General features: G+C 42.5%; 14 protein-coding genes and 2 pseudogenes. 1 reads left to right on the top strand and 15 read right to left on the bottom strand.

What is annotated here, in order from left to right; translation table 11 throughout:
• Window positions 1-165: 165 nt before the first annotated feature.
• From nagZ to MNQ98_RS10255, 7 genes and pseudogenes are all read right to left on the bottom strand, one after another.
• A complete protein-coding gene (gene nagZ, locus MNQ98_RS10285; RefSeq protein ID WP_241933083.1) occupies window positions 166-1788 on the bottom strand; it encodes a beta-N-acetylhexosaminidase in 1623 nt (540 codons plus the stop codon).
• A gap of 51 nt (window positions 1789-1839) precedes the next feature.
• Window positions 1840-2628, bottom strand: coding sequence for a response regulator transcription factor (locus MNQ98_RS10280; protein WP_208914665.1), 789 nt, complete (start codon window positions 2626-2628; stop codon window positions 1840-1842).
• A complete protein-coding gene (locus MNQ98_RS10275; RefSeq protein ID WP_241933082.1) occupies window positions 2621-4456 on the bottom strand; it encodes a cache domain-containing sensor histidine kinase in 1836 nt (611 codons plus the stop codon). Before MNQ98_RS10275 ends, MNQ98_RS10280 begins: the two co-directional genes overlap by 8 nt.
• A 25-nt stretch (window positions 4457-4481) precedes the next feature.
• On the bottom strand, window positions 4482-5309 hold the full coding sequence (locus MNQ98_RS10270; protein ID WP_241933081.1) for a carbohydrate ABC transporter permease: 828 nt from the start codon (window positions 5307-5309) through the stop codon (window positions 4482-4484).
• Window positions 5309-6193, bottom strand: a complete 885-nt coding sequence (locus MNQ98_RS10265; RefSeq protein WP_208914668.1) for a carbohydrate ABC transporter permease — start codon at window positions 6191-6193, stop codon at window positions 5309-5311. Before MNQ98_RS10265 ends, MNQ98_RS10270 begins: the two co-directional genes overlap by 1 nt.
• Before the next feature lie 93 nt (window positions 6194-6286).
• Window positions 6287-7660: an extracellular solute-binding protein gene (locus tag MNQ98_RS10260; protein ID WP_241933080.1), complete on the bottom strand. Its 1374-nt coding sequence runs from the start codon at window positions 7658-7660 to the stop codon at window positions 6287-6289.
• A 217-nt stretch (window positions 7661-7877) separates the two neighbouring features.
• Window positions 7878-8042: pseudogene (locus MNQ98_RS10255) on the bottom strand (pyruvate formate-lyase-activating protein); the annotation flags it as partial.
• A 9-nt stretch (window positions 8043-8051) separates the two neighbouring features.
• On the opposite strand from MNQ98_RS10255, the pseudogene MNQ98_RS10250 reads away from it, so the two are divergent.
• Window positions 8052-8233 (top strand): annotated as a pseudogene (locus MNQ98_RS10250) (helix-turn-helix domain-containing protein); the annotation flags it as partial.
• 76 nt (window positions 8234-8309) lie between these two features.
• Here MNQ98_RS10250 and MNQ98_RS10245 read toward each other — a convergent pair.
• From MNQ98_RS10245 to adhE, 8 genes are all read right to left on the bottom strand, one after another.
• Window positions 8310-10091: an ABC transporter ATP-binding protein gene (locus tag MNQ98_RS10245; RefSeq protein WP_241933079.1), complete on the bottom strand. Its 1782-nt coding sequence runs from the start codon at window positions 10089-10091 to the stop codon at window positions 8310-8312.
• A 219-nt stretch (window positions 10092-10310) separates the two neighbouring features.
• Window positions 10311-10709 (bottom strand): hypothetical protein, encoded by a 399-nt coding sequence (locus MNQ98_RS10240; protein ID WP_241933078.1) that lies wholly within the window; start codon window positions 10707-10709, stop codon window positions 10311-10313.
• Window positions 10710-10968: 259 nt separating this feature from the next.
• Window positions 10969-11499, bottom strand: coding sequence for a MauE/DoxX family redox-associated membrane protein (locus MNQ98_RS10235; protein WP_241933077.1), 531 nt, complete (start codon window positions 11497-11499; stop codon window positions 10969-10971).
• 5 nt (window positions 11500-11504) lie between these two features.
• Window positions 11505-11678 (bottom strand): hypothetical protein, encoded by a 174-nt coding sequence (locus MNQ98_RS10230; protein WP_241933076.1) that lies wholly within the window; start codon window positions 11676-11678, stop codon window positions 11505-11507.
• A gap of 160 nt (window positions 11679-11838) precedes the next feature.
• Window positions 11839-12606, bottom strand: coding sequence for a LytR/AlgR family response regulator transcription factor (locus MNQ98_RS10225; protein WP_241933075.1), 768 nt, complete (start codon window positions 12604-12606; stop codon window positions 11839-11841).
• Between the two features lie 390 nt (window positions 12607-12996).
• Window positions 12997-13734, bottom strand: coding sequence for a pyruvate formate-lyase-activating protein (gene pflA, locus MNQ98_RS10220; protein WP_241933074.1), 738 nt, complete (start codon window positions 13732-13734; stop codon window positions 12997-12999).
• A 74-nt stretch (window positions 13735-13808) separates the two neighbouring features.
• Window positions 13809-16070 carry a formate C-acetyltransferase gene (gene pflB, locus MNQ98_RS10215; RefSeq protein WP_241933073.1) on the bottom strand — a complete coding sequence of 754 codons (2262 nt, stop codon included), beginning with the start codon at window positions 16068-16070 and terminating at the stop codon, window positions 13809-13811.
• 269 nt (window positions 16071-16339) lie between these two features.
• Window positions 16340-18955, bottom strand: coding sequence for a bifunctional acetaldehyde-CoA/alcohol dehydrogenase (adhE, locus tag MNQ98_RS10210; RefSeq protein ID WP_241933072.1), 2616 nt, complete (start codon window positions 18953-18955; stop codon window positions 16340-16342).
• Between the last annotated feature and the right edge of the window lie 49 nt (window positions 18956-19004).

Raw genomic sequence — 19004 nt, 5'->3', positions numbered from 1 at the left:
TTACTCCTATGTTATTCTGAATCTCTCTTTCTAAACAGACATACTATTAGACGCCAAGTCCCGACAAAAGTTGCTATTTTTCTGGCAAAAAAGAAGAGGCCGGTATTTCTCCTGCCTGAGCAGGACTCCCGACCTCTGAAAACGTATGAAAAATAAAAAAATATATTATGCCTTCGAACCGGATAGATACTTGTCACTAAGACTGACTGGAAGACGGCCTTCCGGCTTCACTTCCCCATATAAAACCCCGGCTAAAGCATCCATATAATATGGTGTATTTTCATAACAGCACAAGTAGGTTGGTATATTAGGGAGGTCATTCAAATCATAAGGATTACGGGTTGAAGCCACAATCAGTTTTACCCCATCCAGCTGCAGCAGCTTCTCCACCAGTTTCCGCTGTCCTTCGGGAAGCCTACTCTCTGATGTGTAGGTCGCGACGACTACCTGCTTAAAGCGTCCTGCCTCCTGAACTGCTGCGTCAACTTCTTCATCCGACAAATCTGTTCCGATACGAATTTCCTCAATCCGTCCGCTACGGCCGTTAAGTGCGTCACCTAGTGTGAAGGAACGGCTCCAAGCTTCATCCACCTGGGTGGCACGAAGCAGCTCCGGCCAATATACCAGCACGGACTCATCTTGATTTAATGGCAGCTGATCATGATCACGGACCAGCGTAATCCCTTTACCTGCGATTTCGGACAACAGCCCTTTAGCTTCTTGGCTTAATGAGGCAAAATCTACGGCCGGCAGGTTACGCACCGTATGAGCGTTTCTCGCCTTAAGGGTCAATATACGTTCAACAGACGCATCAATTCGATCCTCTGAAATCCGTCCGCTGCGCACCGCATCCGCTACAGCCCGGATAGCGGCTTCCTGATCCTTCAACGTGTGACTGACCAATACGCAATCCGCTCCAGCCTCTATAGAGCGGATAGCCCCCTCGGGTATGCCAAATTCTTTTGCAATCGCATGCATTTCCAGACAGTCCGTAATGATCAGACCTTGAAAACGCATCTCTTCCCGAAGCAAACCAGTAAGCACCGCATGAGACAGAGTTGCCGGGATTCCGTCGTCCGGTTCAATAGCCGGGAAGCTGACATGTGCAGTCATAATAGCGTCAACCTCATCTTCTATCGCTTTCTTGAACGGATACAGCTCCACCTGATCCAGCCGTGCACGCTCATGAGGAACGGAGGCCAACCCCAAGTGGGAATCTACACTCGTATCCCCATGACCTGGAAAATGCTTTGCCGTTGCTGAGACTCCTTCTTCCTGATAGCCCTTAATAGCAGCCACTCCGTGAACAGCTACGGCCTGAGGATCTTCTCCAAATGAACGGACTCCGATAACAGGGTTCATTGGATTGTTGTTCACATCAAGACACGGAGCAAAGTTCATGTTGATCCCCAATGCACGAAGCTCCTTGGCACCTATTTTTCCAACCTGGTAGGTATATTCCTTACTTCCTGTAGCTCCCAGTGCCATATTTCCAGGAATCCGGCTAATACCTTCATGATCTATCCTCGCTACCATACCGCCTTCCTGATCAATCGCCACGATAAGTGGAGGCCCACCACTGGATGCTGCTAAATCCTGAAGTGATGAGGAAAGCTCCGAAAGCTGGGATAACTTTTGTACGTTTCTTCGGAAGTACACGATCCCGCCTACATGATAATCTTGAATCAGCTTTTTTGCGTGGTCATTAGGTGTGAGTGCATCAAAACCACAAATAAACATCTGTCCAATCTTTTGTTCCAGGGTTAAACCCGATACTTTCCAGTCCATATCATACAAACCTACCTTCTAAATTATTTAGCAGATCTTGCTATACACATCTTACAACACCGAGGAACCGCCGCATACCTCCCGGAACTCTGAAGGTGTCATCCCCGTCGCTTTTTGGAACACTTTAGTAAAATAACGACGCTCATGATACCCGACAAATGCTCCGATCTGAGCAATATTTTTGTCACTGTTGGTGAGAAGGAACTTGGCTGCTTCCATGCGCTGTTTGGTGAGGTACTCGACAAAAGTAATACCCACATGGTTTTTGAACAACAGACAAAAATAACTGGAGCTGATTCCAAGGTAGTCCGATAATTCTTCAATGCCCAAATCCGCACCCAATTGGGTGTTAATATAATCCAAGGCGGCTGTCATCAGCTGTTCCGGAGCCTTTTTTACCGAATCGGGATTCGGTTCGCTGTCGATAAGAGAAACTGTACTGAAATATTTCTCTTTTACTCTCTTTTTGCGGATTTCTTCACCGATCTCCCGGATCCGATCCTCTAACTCAAAATAATGTATCGGCTTGCTGATGTAATCTTTCACACGGAGTTTAATCGCCTCCCGGGCATACTCAAACTCCTGATAGCCAGTCAACAAAAAAATTTCAGCGTCGCTTCCATTTTCTCTTAATTTCGTAATAAACGTTAGTCCATCCATCACCGGCATACGGATATCACATAAAACCAGATCCGGATCATTCTCTTCAGCAAGCGCCATAGCCTCCATACCGCTTCGGGCCAATCCGATTACTTCCATACCTATGTCCTTCCAGGGTATGACCTTGTTGAGATTGTTTAGAATAGGTGCTTCATCATCCACCAGCAGAACTTTAAGCATGCTGTCCTTCCCCCCCACCGTAATTGGGTATGACACAATGTATAACCGTACCTCCAGGCTGGCTTGAGCATATAAACAATCCGTAGACGTCTCCATACTGGATTCGAATCCGATCGGCAACACTCCGCAACCCAAGTCCGCGCCGCTCCTGATTAAGTTTTAAATTTCCCTCTCCTGATTGCGGTGACTCCTTCTCTTCCGGCACCATATATTCAAACAATGAGAGTTGCTTGGGAGTCATACCAAGCCCGTTATCCTCTACATGTACAATCAGATTGCCGCGCTCACTCCATGCCTTGATAACGATCATGCCTCTGTAATCAATACCTTCAAAACCGTGCTGAATGCTGTTCTCTACCAGCGGCTGAAGTGTCAGCTTCATGATACGACAGGATAACAATTCTTTTGGAATCTCAATTTCGTAGTCGAACACGTCTTCGAAACGGAACTTCTGAATCTCCAAGTAGCTTTTCAGATGCTTGATCTCTTCTTCAAGTGTAATTTCTTCCCTGTCCTGAATGCTGATCCGTAAAATACTGGCTAGACGGCATACCATCTCACTGACTTTGCGACCCTCATTCTGGACAGCAAGGACATTAATGGACTCCAGTGTATTAAATAGGAAGTGCGGCTTAATCTGAGCCTGCAGTACCCGCATATGCGCCTCCGTCTTCAAGCGCTGTTCATCGCGAATCTGATCGAACAGCCGGTTGATCCGATCCATAAGATCATTAAAGCCCCTGGACAAGAGAAGCAGCTCGTCCTCCCCCTTCTCTTCTACTCTGGCGCTTAAATCTCCGTCTTCCACACGCCGCATAAAGCGAACAATAATCGCAATTGTGCCGGTAATACGGTTCATGAAAAATTTATTGAACGCAACTGCGGTAACAAGGCAGAGACCGAGAATGACGATAAACCACTTGGCGAATGAGGTAACCTCCTGAGAGAGGGAGGCCCAGTTCGTTACAGAAACCAGACTCCAAGGATAACCTTCCAGCTTATGAATCGAAATGACGCTCTCTTCGCCGTCAAACTTGGATTTAAAGCTCTGATACTCTGAACCGTAATCGATCCCTCTATCCATGAAAGCGTTCATATTTTGCCCGTCGCTGTGTTCCTTCGGATCAAACAGAATCAACCCTTCATCATTGACAAGTAAAAATGACGTATCCTGAATATTGTTCGGCAGCGTTAAATTCCGAAAAATCCGTTCAAATTCAAGCCGCTTAATCTGAACAACGAGAATTCCCTCTTTGCGAAACGTTTCCATGTTTTTCACAAGACGGATTTGCGTAAATACAGATTCTTCTCCGGTTAACTCCGGGTATTCATGCGGTGCGATCCACTTGGGGACGCCGTTCAGTTTAACCACTTCCTCATAGAAGTGGCTTTTTTGGAAATCAATGAACGGCATCGCACCAAAGTCCTCCTTGGTGAAGATCGGAACATGGCTCGATCTTTTGTTCATATTGTACAAAAATGCATAACTGATCGCCGGGTGATTATATAACATGTTACGGAAATTCCGCTGACTCGCATTCAGATTCAACTGCTCTGCATTGGTAATAAAGTCCTGAGAAGCGGGATCGTCAGCTTTTAATGCTGTTGTAAATACCGAAGATACGATCCCCGTATCGGTCACGTTTTCCATCTCATCAAATACATTCAGTATGCTGTAACTGATTGCCTTTAAGGAATACTCTGCCTGTTGACTGTATTTTTTCTCGATAGAATTATAAGTTACGAAGAAAGTGAACAAACCCAGTACAAGCAAAGGAATGATTATTAGTCCCAAAAAAGCCGTGAATAACTTGTTCCTCAGGTTCATACACAAGCTCCTATTTCATCATAAGTTATCCCTTTACGCTGCCGGCGGTAACGCCCTCAATAATTTTCTCTTGAAGGATAGCATAAATGATCAGGACCGGCATGACACTGAACACAATTCCAGCAGACATCTGCGCGTAGTTCGTGTTATAAGCATCCCGGAATCCGACCATACCGACAGGCAATGTTCTCAGTTCATCGTTGGATATAAAGTAGTTGGCTAATAGGAACTCGTTCCAATTGCCGAGGAAGTTAATAATGAACACCGTAACGATGGCCGGAACAGTTAGAGGTAATATAATTTTAGCAAACAAACCTCCTGACCTCAATCCATCAATCACAGCTGCTTCTTCAATTTCTCCCGGAATGGAACGCATGAATGCCGCGAGAATAATGACAGAGAATGGTATGGCATTGGCGATATAAGGCAGAATGAGTGCCATATGGGTGTTCAGAATATCCAATTTTTTCATTATGCCATAAATTGGTAGCAGCAGTGAATTATTTGGAATGAGCATACCAATCAGAATGAGCTGAAAAATAATAGCGCTGATGCGGTTATATCTCATTCGCGTGACTGCAAAGGCCAGCATTGCTGCAAACAGAATCGATAAACAAGCAGACAGTATTCCAATATACAAGCTGTTTAAGAAATAGGTGCTTATTTTGGCGTTCACCCATGCATTCACATAGTTGTCTAGCATGAATGTTTCTGGTAATCCGAACGGATTTGAAGCGATCGCCTGATTATCTGTTTTAACTGAAGAAAAAAGAACGAACAGAAAAGGATATAATATGACGAGCATGTAAGCCATTAGAAAAATGTGCGGGATCAATTTTTTGACTGGTCTCATCAGTATTCAATCCTTTCATTTCGTCTTGCTATCAGAAGTTGGTAAGCGACGGTTACGAGAATGGTAAATATAAAGATCAATACGGCAATGGTATTACCGAAGCCATGCTGGAAGCTCGTAATCGCATAACGGATCATATAAGTTGCCATGACATCTGTAGAACCCGCAGGACCGCCTTTGGTCATGACGAGCACGATATCCGCCGCTTTCATAGCCCCTGCGATCGAGAGCATGATGACAACGGAAATAATCGGCATGATGAGCGGAAGCGTAATTTTACGGGCCCGCTGAAATCCGGTTGCACCATCGATCGCAGCAGCCTCATCCAATTCTTTAGGTATGGAAATAATCGCGGCAAGCACCATAACGATATAAAATCCGGTCCACTGCCAGGCGTTAGTTATCAAAATCGAGATCATAGCCCATTTCTTCTCGGACAGCCAGTAGATCGGTTCTACACCAAACAATCCCAAAATTTCATTCATTAAGCCAAAATCCGGATTGTAAATGAACCCCCACAGAATGCCGATTACGGCGGTGGACATGATGGATGGAGCAAAAACTGCTGTTTTGTATAGCCCCTTCAGCTTTTTAACATTGGCGATAAGCAGTGAAAAGAAAATAATAACTGGAACTTGGATAAAGCATGAAAACAAAATAAAATACAGATTGTTTTTAACCGATTTCCAAAATGAAATGTCTTCAAAAGCTTTGGTATAATTATCAAAACCGATATACTTAACATCCTTGGATATCCCATTCCAACTCGTAAAACTGTTATCAATCGCTGTGTAGATGGGGTAAATAAAAAAAGCTAAGAACAGTATGAATGCCGGCAGAACAAACAGGATGTAAATCAGAGGGTTTCTCAGCGCTTTATTCATGGTAACCTCCGTAGTCTGTGTCTAATGCTTAGAAGAAAGGGCACCCCCATGTTTCCAGCGGGTGGCGCCCTTATCATCTAAACTTTGATATATCTATTCTCCTTCGGACTCATTAGCCGCATCTTGAGCCGCCTGCACGTTCTTAAGCATTTGCTCAGCATCTATCTCTCCACCGATAACCTGCTGAATTCCAAGGCTTAGTGCTGTATTCACGCTTGCTTGAACCAAAGCATCAAATGCAGGGAAGGATTTGTCGATTTCGTTGACCGCCTTGAAAATATCCTGCATAATCGCATCATCGGAAGTGGAGTTCATCGTTGCAACATCCATCTTCATGGCCGGCAGTACGCCATCTTCCTTCAAACCACGAAGCTGCATTTCATCGGTCCACATATTTTTGATGAATTCTTTAACTGCTGCCATCTTTCTTGGATCCTCTTGAATTGAAGCAGAGAAGCCATATCCATTGTTCGCATCCAGCATAACAATAACGGGATCTCCCTCATTCACTGGAGGCAAGTTGAAGAATCCGATCTTACCCACCATATCGCCAGCTTGTTTCGGGTCTCTAAATACGCTATTTGCCCAAGAACCATCCATCATCATGATCGCTTCGCCAGAAATAATCTGGTTTCTCATGTCCGCATATTCAAATCCAAGCTCGCCTTTCTTGTAGTACCCTTTCTGAACCCATTCCTGATGCTTCTTCACGCCTTCAACAACCTTAGGATCTGTCCATTTGCTCTCGCCTGTCTTAAAGCCATATGTAATTTCAGGTCCTGCATAATAAGCCCACAGATTATTGGTTGTCATTAATGGTATCCAAGCATCTTTAGATGACTGTGCAAAAGGGATTTTGCCGTCAGCTTTAATCTTTTCTGCGATGCTCTCGAGTTCAGCAAGCGATTTAGGAACCGTTAACCCTTTTTGATCAAAATATTCTTTATTGTAGAAGATCCCCTCAATTGAAGCACCGATTGGCAAACCATAAACTTTACCTTCACGAGTAAATGGATCAAGGGTCGTAACGGTCGTAAATTTATCTTTAATACCGAGTTCCTCAATGATTGGTGTAATGTCCAGCATTAGGCCTTCCTTCGCATACACTCCAGCATCAGGGCTACCAAACACGTCAAAAATTTCTGGTGGTTTGCCAGAAGCCATCTCGCCTCTCAGCTTTTCTTTACGGTTTACTTCGGAGTCAACCGCGTCCAGATTAAGCTTGAGTCCCGGTACCGCCTCCTCAGTCTTCTTCACGACTTCCTGAAGTAAAGCCAGTCTGAATTTCTTAGCATCGCCAACTTGAGTGTGTCGAATCGTCATTTCGAATGGTTCATTGCTTGCTGCGGGCGGTGTATCCGTTCCTTTAGCCGGTTCTTCACTGGACTTATTTCCGCCGCAACCAGACACAAAAGCTGAAGTAATTAAAAGCAGCGACATCATCAGTGCAAGGCTTTTCTTCTTCATGATTTTTTGACCCTCCCAAAAATTTATTTGTTTATACACTTATTATAGAAAGCGGTTTCAAATAGATAAAGATCGACATTATTCTTTGAAAGGGATAAAATCTTCTATAACAACTAAAAAATCTTGCCAATATGGCAAGGTTTTTAGCTGTTAACCTAGTCACAGATATAAACAAAAATATAACACAATTCCGAGATTTATACGGTTTGAGCTTGTGTATCTGATGATATGGAAGAATCTCGAATTTCTCCACGCCATTCAGGGTACCGATGAATCGCCCCAACTCAAGCAGATCTTCTTCTTGGTCATGAATTCCAGGAACATAAACGTGTCTGACCCACATCTTACGTCCATTGTCCGAAAGCCATCTGGCCATCTTCAATGTGCGTTTACGCATACAGATATGTCTAATATGATCGGACCACCCGTGAGAGTGTTAACCGAATGCTCAGTGACCTTCGTAAAAAAGACGCGCTAGAGTATAAGAGCAGAATGATTATAATCAAAGATCTGGTCATGTTGCAGGACATTTGTCACTGTGAACTGTGCCCGAATGAAATTTGCCGAATTTGACATGGACTGGCAAGTAAGCTCTTCATGTCATGCACACAATAACAAACAAGGTTGGCGGGTCCTCATACATTGTATGTTATTTTGCAGCTTTACAATTGACATACCATTTTAGTTGACTATCGTACATTTCTTTATAATAGGTCCCTTCCTCCATTAATTTATCATGGGAACCTATTTCAACAACCCTTCCTCCATCCATTACAATGATTTTATCTACCCAGCGGCAAATTCCAAGTCTATGCGTCAGTATAATGGCCGTTTTATTCAGCAGATGAGTGAGCATCCCTTGAAAAAGTCGATCTTCAGCTAAAGGATCAATCGCAGCCGTAGGCTCATCCAAAATGACGATGTCAGCATTCTTATAATAGGCACGAGCTAAACCAATTTTCTGCCATTGGCCCCCAGACAAATCGACCCCATCACTAAATGTAGGATTGAGCTGTGTCTCCATGAAATCAGGTAGAGCATTGATAAAATCCTGCGAATCACTTAATCGGATAGCATCCCATAGTTGTTGATTATTGTCGCCATCTCCCTCTTCACTAAGCCATATGTTCTCTTGCACAGACATTGGATATTTCCCATAGTTTTGCAGCAACACAGCTATATGCTCGCGAAGCGAATTTTTATCATAATTTTGCAGCGACACACCGTCGATAACAATTTCTCCTTCATAGTGATCATACAATCCGAGCAAACATTTCACCAATGTAGTTTTCCCCGAACCATTATGTCCAACAATCGCTACTTTCTCCCCTACATGTATAGTCATGTCAATTTGTTGCAACACATTGCGTTCAGAATTGGGATATTTAAACGACATATTTTGTATTTTTATTTCGTGATTCAAGCCTTGGAACTGAATTAAATGTGGTTCTTCTGCTTCCTCATCTAATTGTAATACTTTGAAAAAAGACGGTAAGTAAATGGATGTTTCTTGTAGCCGATTAAAAGATTCCACCAATTCATGAGCCGTATTCTGCAAGTGCAAGAGTCCTTGCGTGACTAACAAATAGGTACCGATCGTAAACGAAGTGAATAGCACTAAAATGACAAGCATCACCAATTGTAATACTTGGGTTAAAATTTGTAACGAACCGTATAACAATTCTTGTTTATTTTTGAATTGAACTTGTAATTTTTCCACGCTTATAAATAGTGTTTTCCATCTAGATATAATAAATTGATTTAACTGAAACATTCTTACTTCACTTGCCAGTTCGCGATCCGTCAATAGTCCCGATAAATACTCAGCCTTCCTAGAATCTTCACTCGCCTGCACATAAATTTGCAATTGTCTATGATAATATTTACGTACAATAAATACATTTAAGAAACTTACAGCTGCAATAATGATAAGCACTGAGCCATGAATGTTACGCATCACATAAAGCATTACAGAAATCGATAAAACTGATTTTGCCAAGTTAAATAAATTCATCAATAAAGGAAAGCCCAGACTAGGTAGCGTGCTTGATAAAGTCATCATTTGATTATGTACATCCGCTCTTTCAAGTAGCGAGATTTTAACTTTTGACATTTTTTTATGAACCACTTCTTGCAAATAACATTTAAATTGGCTGTTTAACTGTTTCTCGATCATTCTGTTACCAGCTATAAAGATTTGAATTAATGCAAAAATCCCCGCTTGAACAACCAAAAGAACGATGAGTTCACCAAATTGCCCCTGTTGAATAGAAGACGGTAATGCATTACCTATACGTTCTGTAACAATTAATTGTATGTTAGGTAAAAATGCAAGCCCCCCCGAAATAATTACAAATAAATATACTTTCCAGGAGAATAGGGGCTTTAGCATAACAATCATGCAAAACAAATTATGAAGGTTTTTTTTCATGCCTATGTTCTCCTATTATAAATTCAAATAAAAATAGAACCCGAGATCGGAAATCGAGTTCTATTTCTTATTTTAATACTTAGGATATAAAGATCACGTATTAGTTCGGGCAGCATTTTCCTGTTTTATCATCTCTTAGTGGTGGACCACCGTTTCCCCAGCAAGTTTGATCATATACACAAGCCATTTATCTCACCTCCTTTCATAGAGTTCATTCCCTTATGAAGCTATATTAGTGTCAGATGATTGAAAATGGGGAGCAATTTGATGAGCATCGGCCAAATATGTACCAATAACCTTACCATCTGGAGTTATTCGCATTAACGTCGGAAAAGAAGTTATCTCCAATTGATTTATAGTCTCTTCAAGCACGATATACTTTTTACTAACTGTTAGTTCCTTGAGGAATGCATCATGTCTAGCAATTTTATCATCAGCATAATACACACCAGGATAGAGGAAAGTGAGAACAATCATGTCAAATTCAAAGGCGTTAAAATTATACATTTTCATCTGCTTTAAAGTTTGTTCACATGATTGACATCCAAGTAAGGTTATAAGTACAACAGATTCCCTCGAATTACTAAGCTCAAATGTCATCGGCTGCTGTGTGTCCATGTCCAACACTTGTAACTCTGGAAAAATTGCATCTTCTCGTAAACCATAATGCGCGGGGGTAGGTAAACTAGGTATAGACGTAGACGAACTTAGCAACATGTTCGACTCTATCCTTTGGATTGATGCTTTAAGCCATCGCACTGACCTTAACGTAAAATATATAAAACAAAACAATAACAGCGACGAAATTGTTAAATTGACCCCTACTATCCATTCCAAGTATCAACACCACACTTTTTGTGTTCTGGTTCAACTAAATCTAACCCCTTGTAAGCGCGTTCAATTTTAAACTAAAATAATAAGTCACCAGTAAACATAACACAAGCAATTCAGTTAGCAACCATATTTTCAAGTGCTCTATTTCAAACCATAGTTGAAGGATAAACGGTATTTCAGGAGCGATTATAGCAAATAATAAGCCAATAATTAAAATTAGATTCCTTACGGGTATTCCAATATGAATTGCTTCATTTCCTAAAGCTCCGCCACAGTGACATGTAAGATTCGTTTTTTTGTTAAGATGGAATACAATCAATACTGAGAATATAGCTAACAAGACCATTAATAGGATCGCTGCTACCTTGTAAAAAATCGAACAAATTAATAAGCCACCACAACTGATTTCCATCACAACAACCGCTCGCGATATGAACCAGATGAATTTGGGATTACGAAAATTAGTAAACTGTGTCATTGCTTCTTCAAACACAATTAAATTAAAGCATTTCGAGAATCCAGTACTCAAAAAAATATTACCAACAAACAAGTTTATAAATAAAGTAAGCTCCATCACATTCACCTATGACCATCATGCCATAGCTTGCAAACTTGCAAGATTGGTTCAATTGACTGAATACTAATGCCGCCGCTATGAATATAATGGATATTTGATGAAGAGTAGAATGTTTGATCTAAATTCTCAATTGTATTGTCACCTGTCATTAAATTAAGATGATGTTGAAGCTTCATGCCAATTTCCCTCCTATCATATTTTACTATAAAAGGAATGAAGCATTATGTGTATAGTCAGGGATTAAACGGTAATGTTATGGGTCTAAAAGGCGATATATTTGTCCTATTAGGTAATTGAACTGGACTAATAGGCTCGATATTGATATATGAGCACTCTTTAGAGTTTATTGCGAGTAAGATGTACAAACTGTTCGTAATTTCGACGAGTTAAAGGGATATTCTTAGCAAAAGTAGGATACACAATGAGGTAATTTCCTTGGATTATGGGGTCAGGTATAACCATTCTAATATGATCTAAATTAACCAAAAAACTGCGATGAGGCCTCATGATAGATGCTGAACACTCTGCTTGAATTTGCTCCAAATTGGAACTTGTTTCAACTATTCTTCCTTCCGTGAGACAAATTTCAAATTTTCTTTTATCCACCTTTTCCACATAAATAATACAGCTTTCATCAATGTCCATCGAATGGTACCGATGTTTCACCTTGATTCTTTTGATGCTGTTTTTTTCCAAAAGCGATATCGTTTTTCGTTGTTCAATTTTTTTCTTTGCTTTCATTATCGCTCTTTCAAATCGTTCATAAGGTAAAGGAAGATTAATATAATCAATACAATCTAACTCAAAGGCAGCCGAATAATGTGCGGAGAGCGTAGATCGAGAAATAATAATAATGGGAGAGTTAAATCCTTGTCTTTTAATATATTCACATGCGGTTATCCCATCTGTTCTATCTAATAAAATACCAGTTATGATCAGGTCAGGCATAAACTTGGCAACGCTTTCAATTAATCCATCACCAGAAACGGGCGTGTCAACAACATAGAGACCTAAGTTTGTGACCTGTTCAATTATTTTGGAGCGTGATTGAGCATGATTATCAGCAATAATACAAGATAATTCCCGTTTCAATTCAGAAGACATAGCTCACCCTCATTTTCTATTTGTATTTAATCAAAATCACCATTGTAATATATTGTATTAAAATCCTTATTATAGGATATATAAATCTAGTTTAAAATAATTCGTCGCAAAAAAATATCCTTTATTAAAATACTAATGGATATTCGGAGTTGATTCTATTAGATTACTTCTTACGAATCTGGGAGATGACCCTTTTTCCTCATTGTTTTGACCTGCCGAAGTGTTTATAAATTTAATAGGCGTTTTCCTTACATTTTCATTATAGAAAGCGATTTCATTTTAAGTAAGATCGTTAATTATCTTAAAGAGGGGTAAAATCCTCTAATAAAATACAAAAACCTTGCCGTAAATAGCAAGGTTTTTGTCATATATGATAATATTTATAGCTGATTACACCATCTGTGTCTGCCTTCTGCCTTCCTCAATCAACCGATATGCGCGAGCTACTTCCTCATCTGTCGGAGATGGTACGCCTTCCAGTGGATAAGCTTTACCCAAAGCTTCCCATTTATACACACCCATCTGGTGGTATGGAAGAATCTCAAATTTCTCTACACCGTTTAAAGTGCCAATGAAACGTCCGAGTTCAAGCAAATCTTCTTCCTGCTCATGAATTCCGGGCACGTATACGTGTCTGATCCACATTTTACGGCCATTATCAGAAAGCCACCGCGCCATCTTCAAGGTACGCTCATTTGATTTCCCTGTCAGTTCGATATGCTTCTCATCGTTGATGTGTTTGAGATCGAGCAGTACCAAATCGGTATTTTCGAGCAGTTCACGAATCTTCTCCGGTTCATTGTATCCGTTGCTATCCAGTGTCGTGTGAAGGTTCCAGCGACGCTTTGCCTCCTTAAACACCTGAGTAACGAATGGAAACTGTAGGGTCGGCTCTCCGCCTGATACGGTGAGTCCGCCACCGGAAGAACGATAGTACTGAAGGTAGGGTTCGATTTCAGAGAGCACCTCATCCACCGACATCTCCTTCCCCTCATTCAAGCCCCACGTATCCGGGTTATGACAGTATTGGCATTTTAACAAGCATCCTTGCATGAAGAGCACAAAGCGGATACCCGGACCGTCCACCGTTCCGAACGTTTCTATGGAATGCACATGGCCTTTAATCATATGATGTCATCCTTTCTGTATCCGCTTTGTCATAAGCAAAGTTTGGTCATTTAATTATATTTTTTTCGGCCGTATTACATCGAACCGTGGAAAGTACGGTTGATGACATCCAGCTGCTGCTCACGAGTCAGTTTAATGAAGTTTACAGCATAACCCGATACACGGATCGTCAATTGCGGATAATTTTCTGGATGCTCCATAGCGTCCATCAATTGCTCACGATCAAATACGTTAACGTTCAGATGATGCGCTTTGCTGCCAAAGTAACCATCCATCATTGCTACCAAGTTAGTCTCACGGATAGCAGCTTCTTTACCGAGTGCTTTTGGCACGATTGAGAAGGTGTTCGAGATACCGTCCAGGCTGTCTTCATAAGGCAGTTTCGCTACCGAACTCAAGGAAGCAAGCGCACCTTTTTTGTCGCGTCCATGCATTGGGTTTGCACCTGGTGCAAATGGCTCTCCTGCTTTACGTCCATCTGGAGTAGTACCCGTCTTCTTACCGTATACCACGTTCGAAGTAATCGTCAGTACGGACTGTGTTGGCAGTGCGTCACGGTAAGCTTTATGTTTGCGGATCATGCCCATGAAAGTCTCAACCAATTCAACAGCGATACTGTCAACTCGGTCATCATTGTTTCCGTAGCAAGGGAAGTCGCCCTCGATTTCAAAATCAACAGCGATGCCATTCTCATTGCGAACCGGCTTCACTTTAGCATATTTAATGGCACTCAAGGAGTCAGCAGCTACCGACAATCCAGCGATACCACATGCCATCGTGCGCAGAATATCACGGTCATGCAGCGCCATCTCAATACGCTCATAGGAATATTTATCATGCATATAGTGAATCACGTTCAGCGTGTTCATGTACAGCTTCGCGAGCCATTCCATCATCGGCTTGAAGCGTTTCATAACTTCTTCATAGTCGAGGGTCTCTGCAGTAATAGCAGGGAACTCAGGACCAACTTGAACACCGGATTTTTCATCACGGCCGCCGTTAATAGCATACAAAAGTGCTTTAGCCAAGTTTGCACGTGCTCCGAAGAACTGCATTTGCTTACCGATACGCATAGCGGATACACAGCAAGCAATACCGTAGTCTTCGCCATAAATCGGACGCATCAGATCATCGTTTTCGTATTGGATCGAGCTCGTCTCGATGGATACTTTTGCACAGAATTTCTTAAAGCCTTCAGGCAGCTTCTCCGACCACAGTACAGTCAGGTTTGGTTCAGGTGCAGGTCCTAGATTGTAGAGCGTGTGCAGGAAGCGGAAGCTGTTCTTCGTTACACGAGTTTCGCCGTTCATTGACATACCGCCAATGGATTCTGTTACCCAAGTTGGGTCACCGCTGAACAGATCATTGTAATCCGGTGTACGCAGGAACTTAACGATACGAAGCTTCATTACAAAATGGTCAACCAGTTCTTGTGCTGTTTCTTCGGTCAATGTGCCTTCAGCCAGATCACGCTGGATGTAAACATCCAAGAATGAAGATACACGTCCGAGGGACATCGCTGCACCATTCTGTTCTTTAATTGCTGCCAAGTAACCGAAATACAGCCACTGGAATGCTTCTTTTGCTGTTGCTGCCGGTTTAGAAATATCAAAGCCGTGCAGTTCAGCCATTTGTTTCAGTTCTTTCAATGCACGAATTTGCTCTGACAGTTCCTCACGAAGACGAATCACATTCTCGTCAATCACATCAACCTCAAGACTGTCCAGCTCTTTCATTTTATCTTTAATTAAGAAATCAATACCGTATAGTGAAATCCGACGATAGTCGCCGATAATGCGTCCACGTCCGTATGCATCGGGAAGTCCTGTAATGATACCGGCTCTACGCGCAGCCCGCATCTCGGAAGTATAGGCGTCAAATACCCCTTGGTTATGGGTTTTACGAATGTTTGTGAAGATATCAACAATGCCTTGCGGAAGTTCAAATCCATAAGCATTACATGCGTCGATCATCATCTTAATGCCGCCGAACGGCTGAATGGAACGTTTGAATGGTTCATCGGTTTGTACCCCGACGATTTGTTCTTTACCTTTATCCAAGTAACCTGGCTGGTGCGAAACAATTGTAGAAGGAGTGTTTACGTCCACATCCAGCACGCCGCCCGCTTCCCGTTCTTTTTTTGTCAGGTCCGATACGATGTCCCATAATGCTTTGGTATTCGCTGTAGGACCAGCCAGAAAATCATCAACACCGTAATAAGGATCAATATTCAGCGCAATAAATTCGTTAACATCTACTGCTCTGTTCCATTTTCCTGTTTTGAACCCTCTCCAACCGGACTGCATGTCTTTAATTTCTTTTTCAATCACCGACATTTTTAAATCCCTCCATGTTCTGTTGTTGAGGCATGAGTTTATAGTATATCTTTCTCATGTCCACTATCCCAGATCAATAAAATGTGACACATTTCACAATGTTGGGTGTGAAGCCCCGGCTACATTCCGAGCCGCTAAACTGTAAGAATTATTATCTGAGATTGTTTTTACACTTTAATTGTAGTCCCGTTAACTGAAAACAGCTGTGACAAATATCACAAACGAGGTGATATTTGTCACGCTGATTCACTTACAATTTATCTATTATATTAGCTGTCAAAACGTCCGTAGAACGCGTTGCGATACACATCTGCGAGCTCAGTTACGAGAGGCAGTTTTGGATTCGCAGTTGTACATTGGTCTTCAAATGCACGGTCCGCCAAGTATTCCACCCGGCTTTCAAAGTCTGCCGGATCAAAGCCGAGCTGCTGGAACGATTCCTCAATGCCAAGTTTTTTGTTCAGGTCGCGAATCGCTTTGATCAAGCTGTTCACACCTTCTTCGGTTGTGCGAGCTGGCAATCCAAGAATGCGGGCAATCTCTGCATACTTTTCATCTGCTACGAAGTGGGTATATTTAGGCCATGCAGCAAACTTCGTCGGTTTCATGGCATTGTAACGGATGACGTGAGGCAACAGAATCGCATTGGTCCGTCCATGTGCGGTATGATATTGACCGCCCCATTTATGAGCAAGGCTGTGATTGATGCCCAGGAATGCGTTGGCAAAAGCCATACCAGCAAGTGTCGATGCGTTATGCATTTTTTCACGAGCCAGTTTGTCGCCAGTCATTGCCGACTTCTCAAGGTACTGGAATACAAGCTGAATAGCTTTGATTGCAATACCATCTGTATAGTCGTTGGCCATTACAGATACATAAGCCTCAATTGCATGTGTCAGAACGTCCATACCCGTATCGGCGACTGCTGTTTTAGGCAAGCTGTAGACATACTCTGGATCGATAATTGCCACGTCAGGCGTCAGCTCATAGTCTGCCAGAGGATACTTCGTATTCCCATGCTCTTTATCGGTGATAACCGTAAATGAAGTTACTTCTGAACCCGTACCCGATGTTGTTGGGATTGCTACGAACTTCGCTTTTTGACCAAGTCTTGGGAATTTGTAAATCCGTTTACGAATGTCCATGAATTTTTGCTTCAGATTGTTGAAATCAGTGTCCGGATATTCATAGAACAGCCACATCCCTTTTGCTGCGTCCATCGGAGATCCACCGCCAAGAGCAATGATGCAGTCCGGCTGGAATCTCTTCATCATTTCAGCACCGCGCTGAACCGTTGTTGTTGATGGATCCGGTTCTACTTCAGAGAATACTTCGATGGCAACCGGAACCTGACGCTGACGAAGATAATGCTCAACTCTTTCTACATAGCCAAGCTTCACCATCATAGGGTCAGTAATAATGGCAACACGTGTGATATCCGGCATTTTGGCAAGGTACTGGGTTGATCCTTTTTCAAAATAAATTTTGTTCGGTACTTTGAACCACTGCATATTCACGGTACGACGGTTCACCCTTTTCACGTTGATGAGATTGACGGCGGTCACGTTCGAAGATGTCGAGTTACGACCATACGATCCGCAGCCCAATGTCAACGACGGCAAGTTTGTATTGTAGATGTCACCAATACCACCCTGCGACGAAGGCTGGTTCACGAGTATCCGGCAAGTTTGCATACGGTCCGAGAACTTATTGATGATTTCTTCGTTATTCGAGTGAATAACTGACGAGTGACCCATACCACCAAAAGCAACGATTTCAGCAGCACGGTCAATCCCCTGATCTGCTGTCTTCACTTTGTAGCAGGCCAAGATCGGGCTCAGCTTTTCAGCTGACAGCGGGAACTTCGGTCCCACGCCTTCAATCTCAGCTACCAGGATTTTTGTTCCTTTCGGAACTTCAATTCCACATGCTTCAGCGATCTTCACAGCAGGCTGTCCGACGATTGCAGGGTTTACTGCGCACTTCTCTGCCACTATTGCACCTGCGGTCAGCTTCGCCGCTTCTTCTTTGTTCACGAAGTAGCAGCCGCTCGCGATCATTTTTTTCTTCACTTGTTCAAAAATAGCTTCTTCTATAATAACAGCCTGTTCCGATGCACAGATCATGCCGTTGTCAAACGTTTTTGAGAGAATGAGGTCATTGACCGCTTGATCAAGATTGGCCGTTTTTTCAATAAAGCAAGGTACGTTCCCGGGTCCTACACCGAGTGCCGGTTTCCCGCAGCTGTACGCTGCTTTTACCATGGCCGATCCGCCTGTAGCCAAAATGCAAGCTACATCAGGATGGTTCATCAGGACATTGGTCTTTTCCATAGACGGTTCGTCAATCCATTGAATACAGCCTTCCGGAGCGCCCAGTTTTACTGCGGCATCCAGCAAAATCTTCGCTGCTTCACGGCTGCAGGCTTGTGCGGATGGATGGAAACCAAAGATGATCGGATTTTTCGTCTTGATGGCAATAAGTGCTTTAAAAATTGTCGTTGATGTCGGATTCGTTACTGGGGTAATCCCCATAATGATACCTACAGGCTCAGCAATCTTTTGGAAGTTGTCATAAGAGTTATCTTCAATAACGCCAACCGTCTTATTGTACTTAATGCTGTTATGAATATATTCGGTGGCAAACATGTTCTTGATGATTTTGTCTTCGTATACTCCACGGCCCGTTTCCTGCACAGCCAGTTTAGCCAGATGCATATGCTTATCCATCCCTGCCAGCGCCATGGCATTCACGATCTTGTCGATTTGTTCCTGATTCATGTCAACAAACTGTTCTCTAGCCTTGTTTGCCTTGTCGATTAAGCCTTGAATATACTCACCTGCTGTCTGCTGTTTCACCTGAGCGGCTTCATTCTTAATGGCCATCTCCCTCATCCTCCTGTAAAAAAATGTTTATTATCTCTCTACACATTGA

Source organism: Paenibacillus sp. N3/727, assembly GCF_022637315.1.
Taxonomy (GTDB): domain Bacteria; phylum Bacillota; class Bacilli; order Paenibacillales; family Paenibacillaceae; genus Paenibacillus_AQ; species Paenibacillus_AQ uliginis.
The sequence above is the reverse complement of the archived record's forward strand: the minus strand, read 5'-3'. Positions and strand labels throughout refer to the sequence as shown.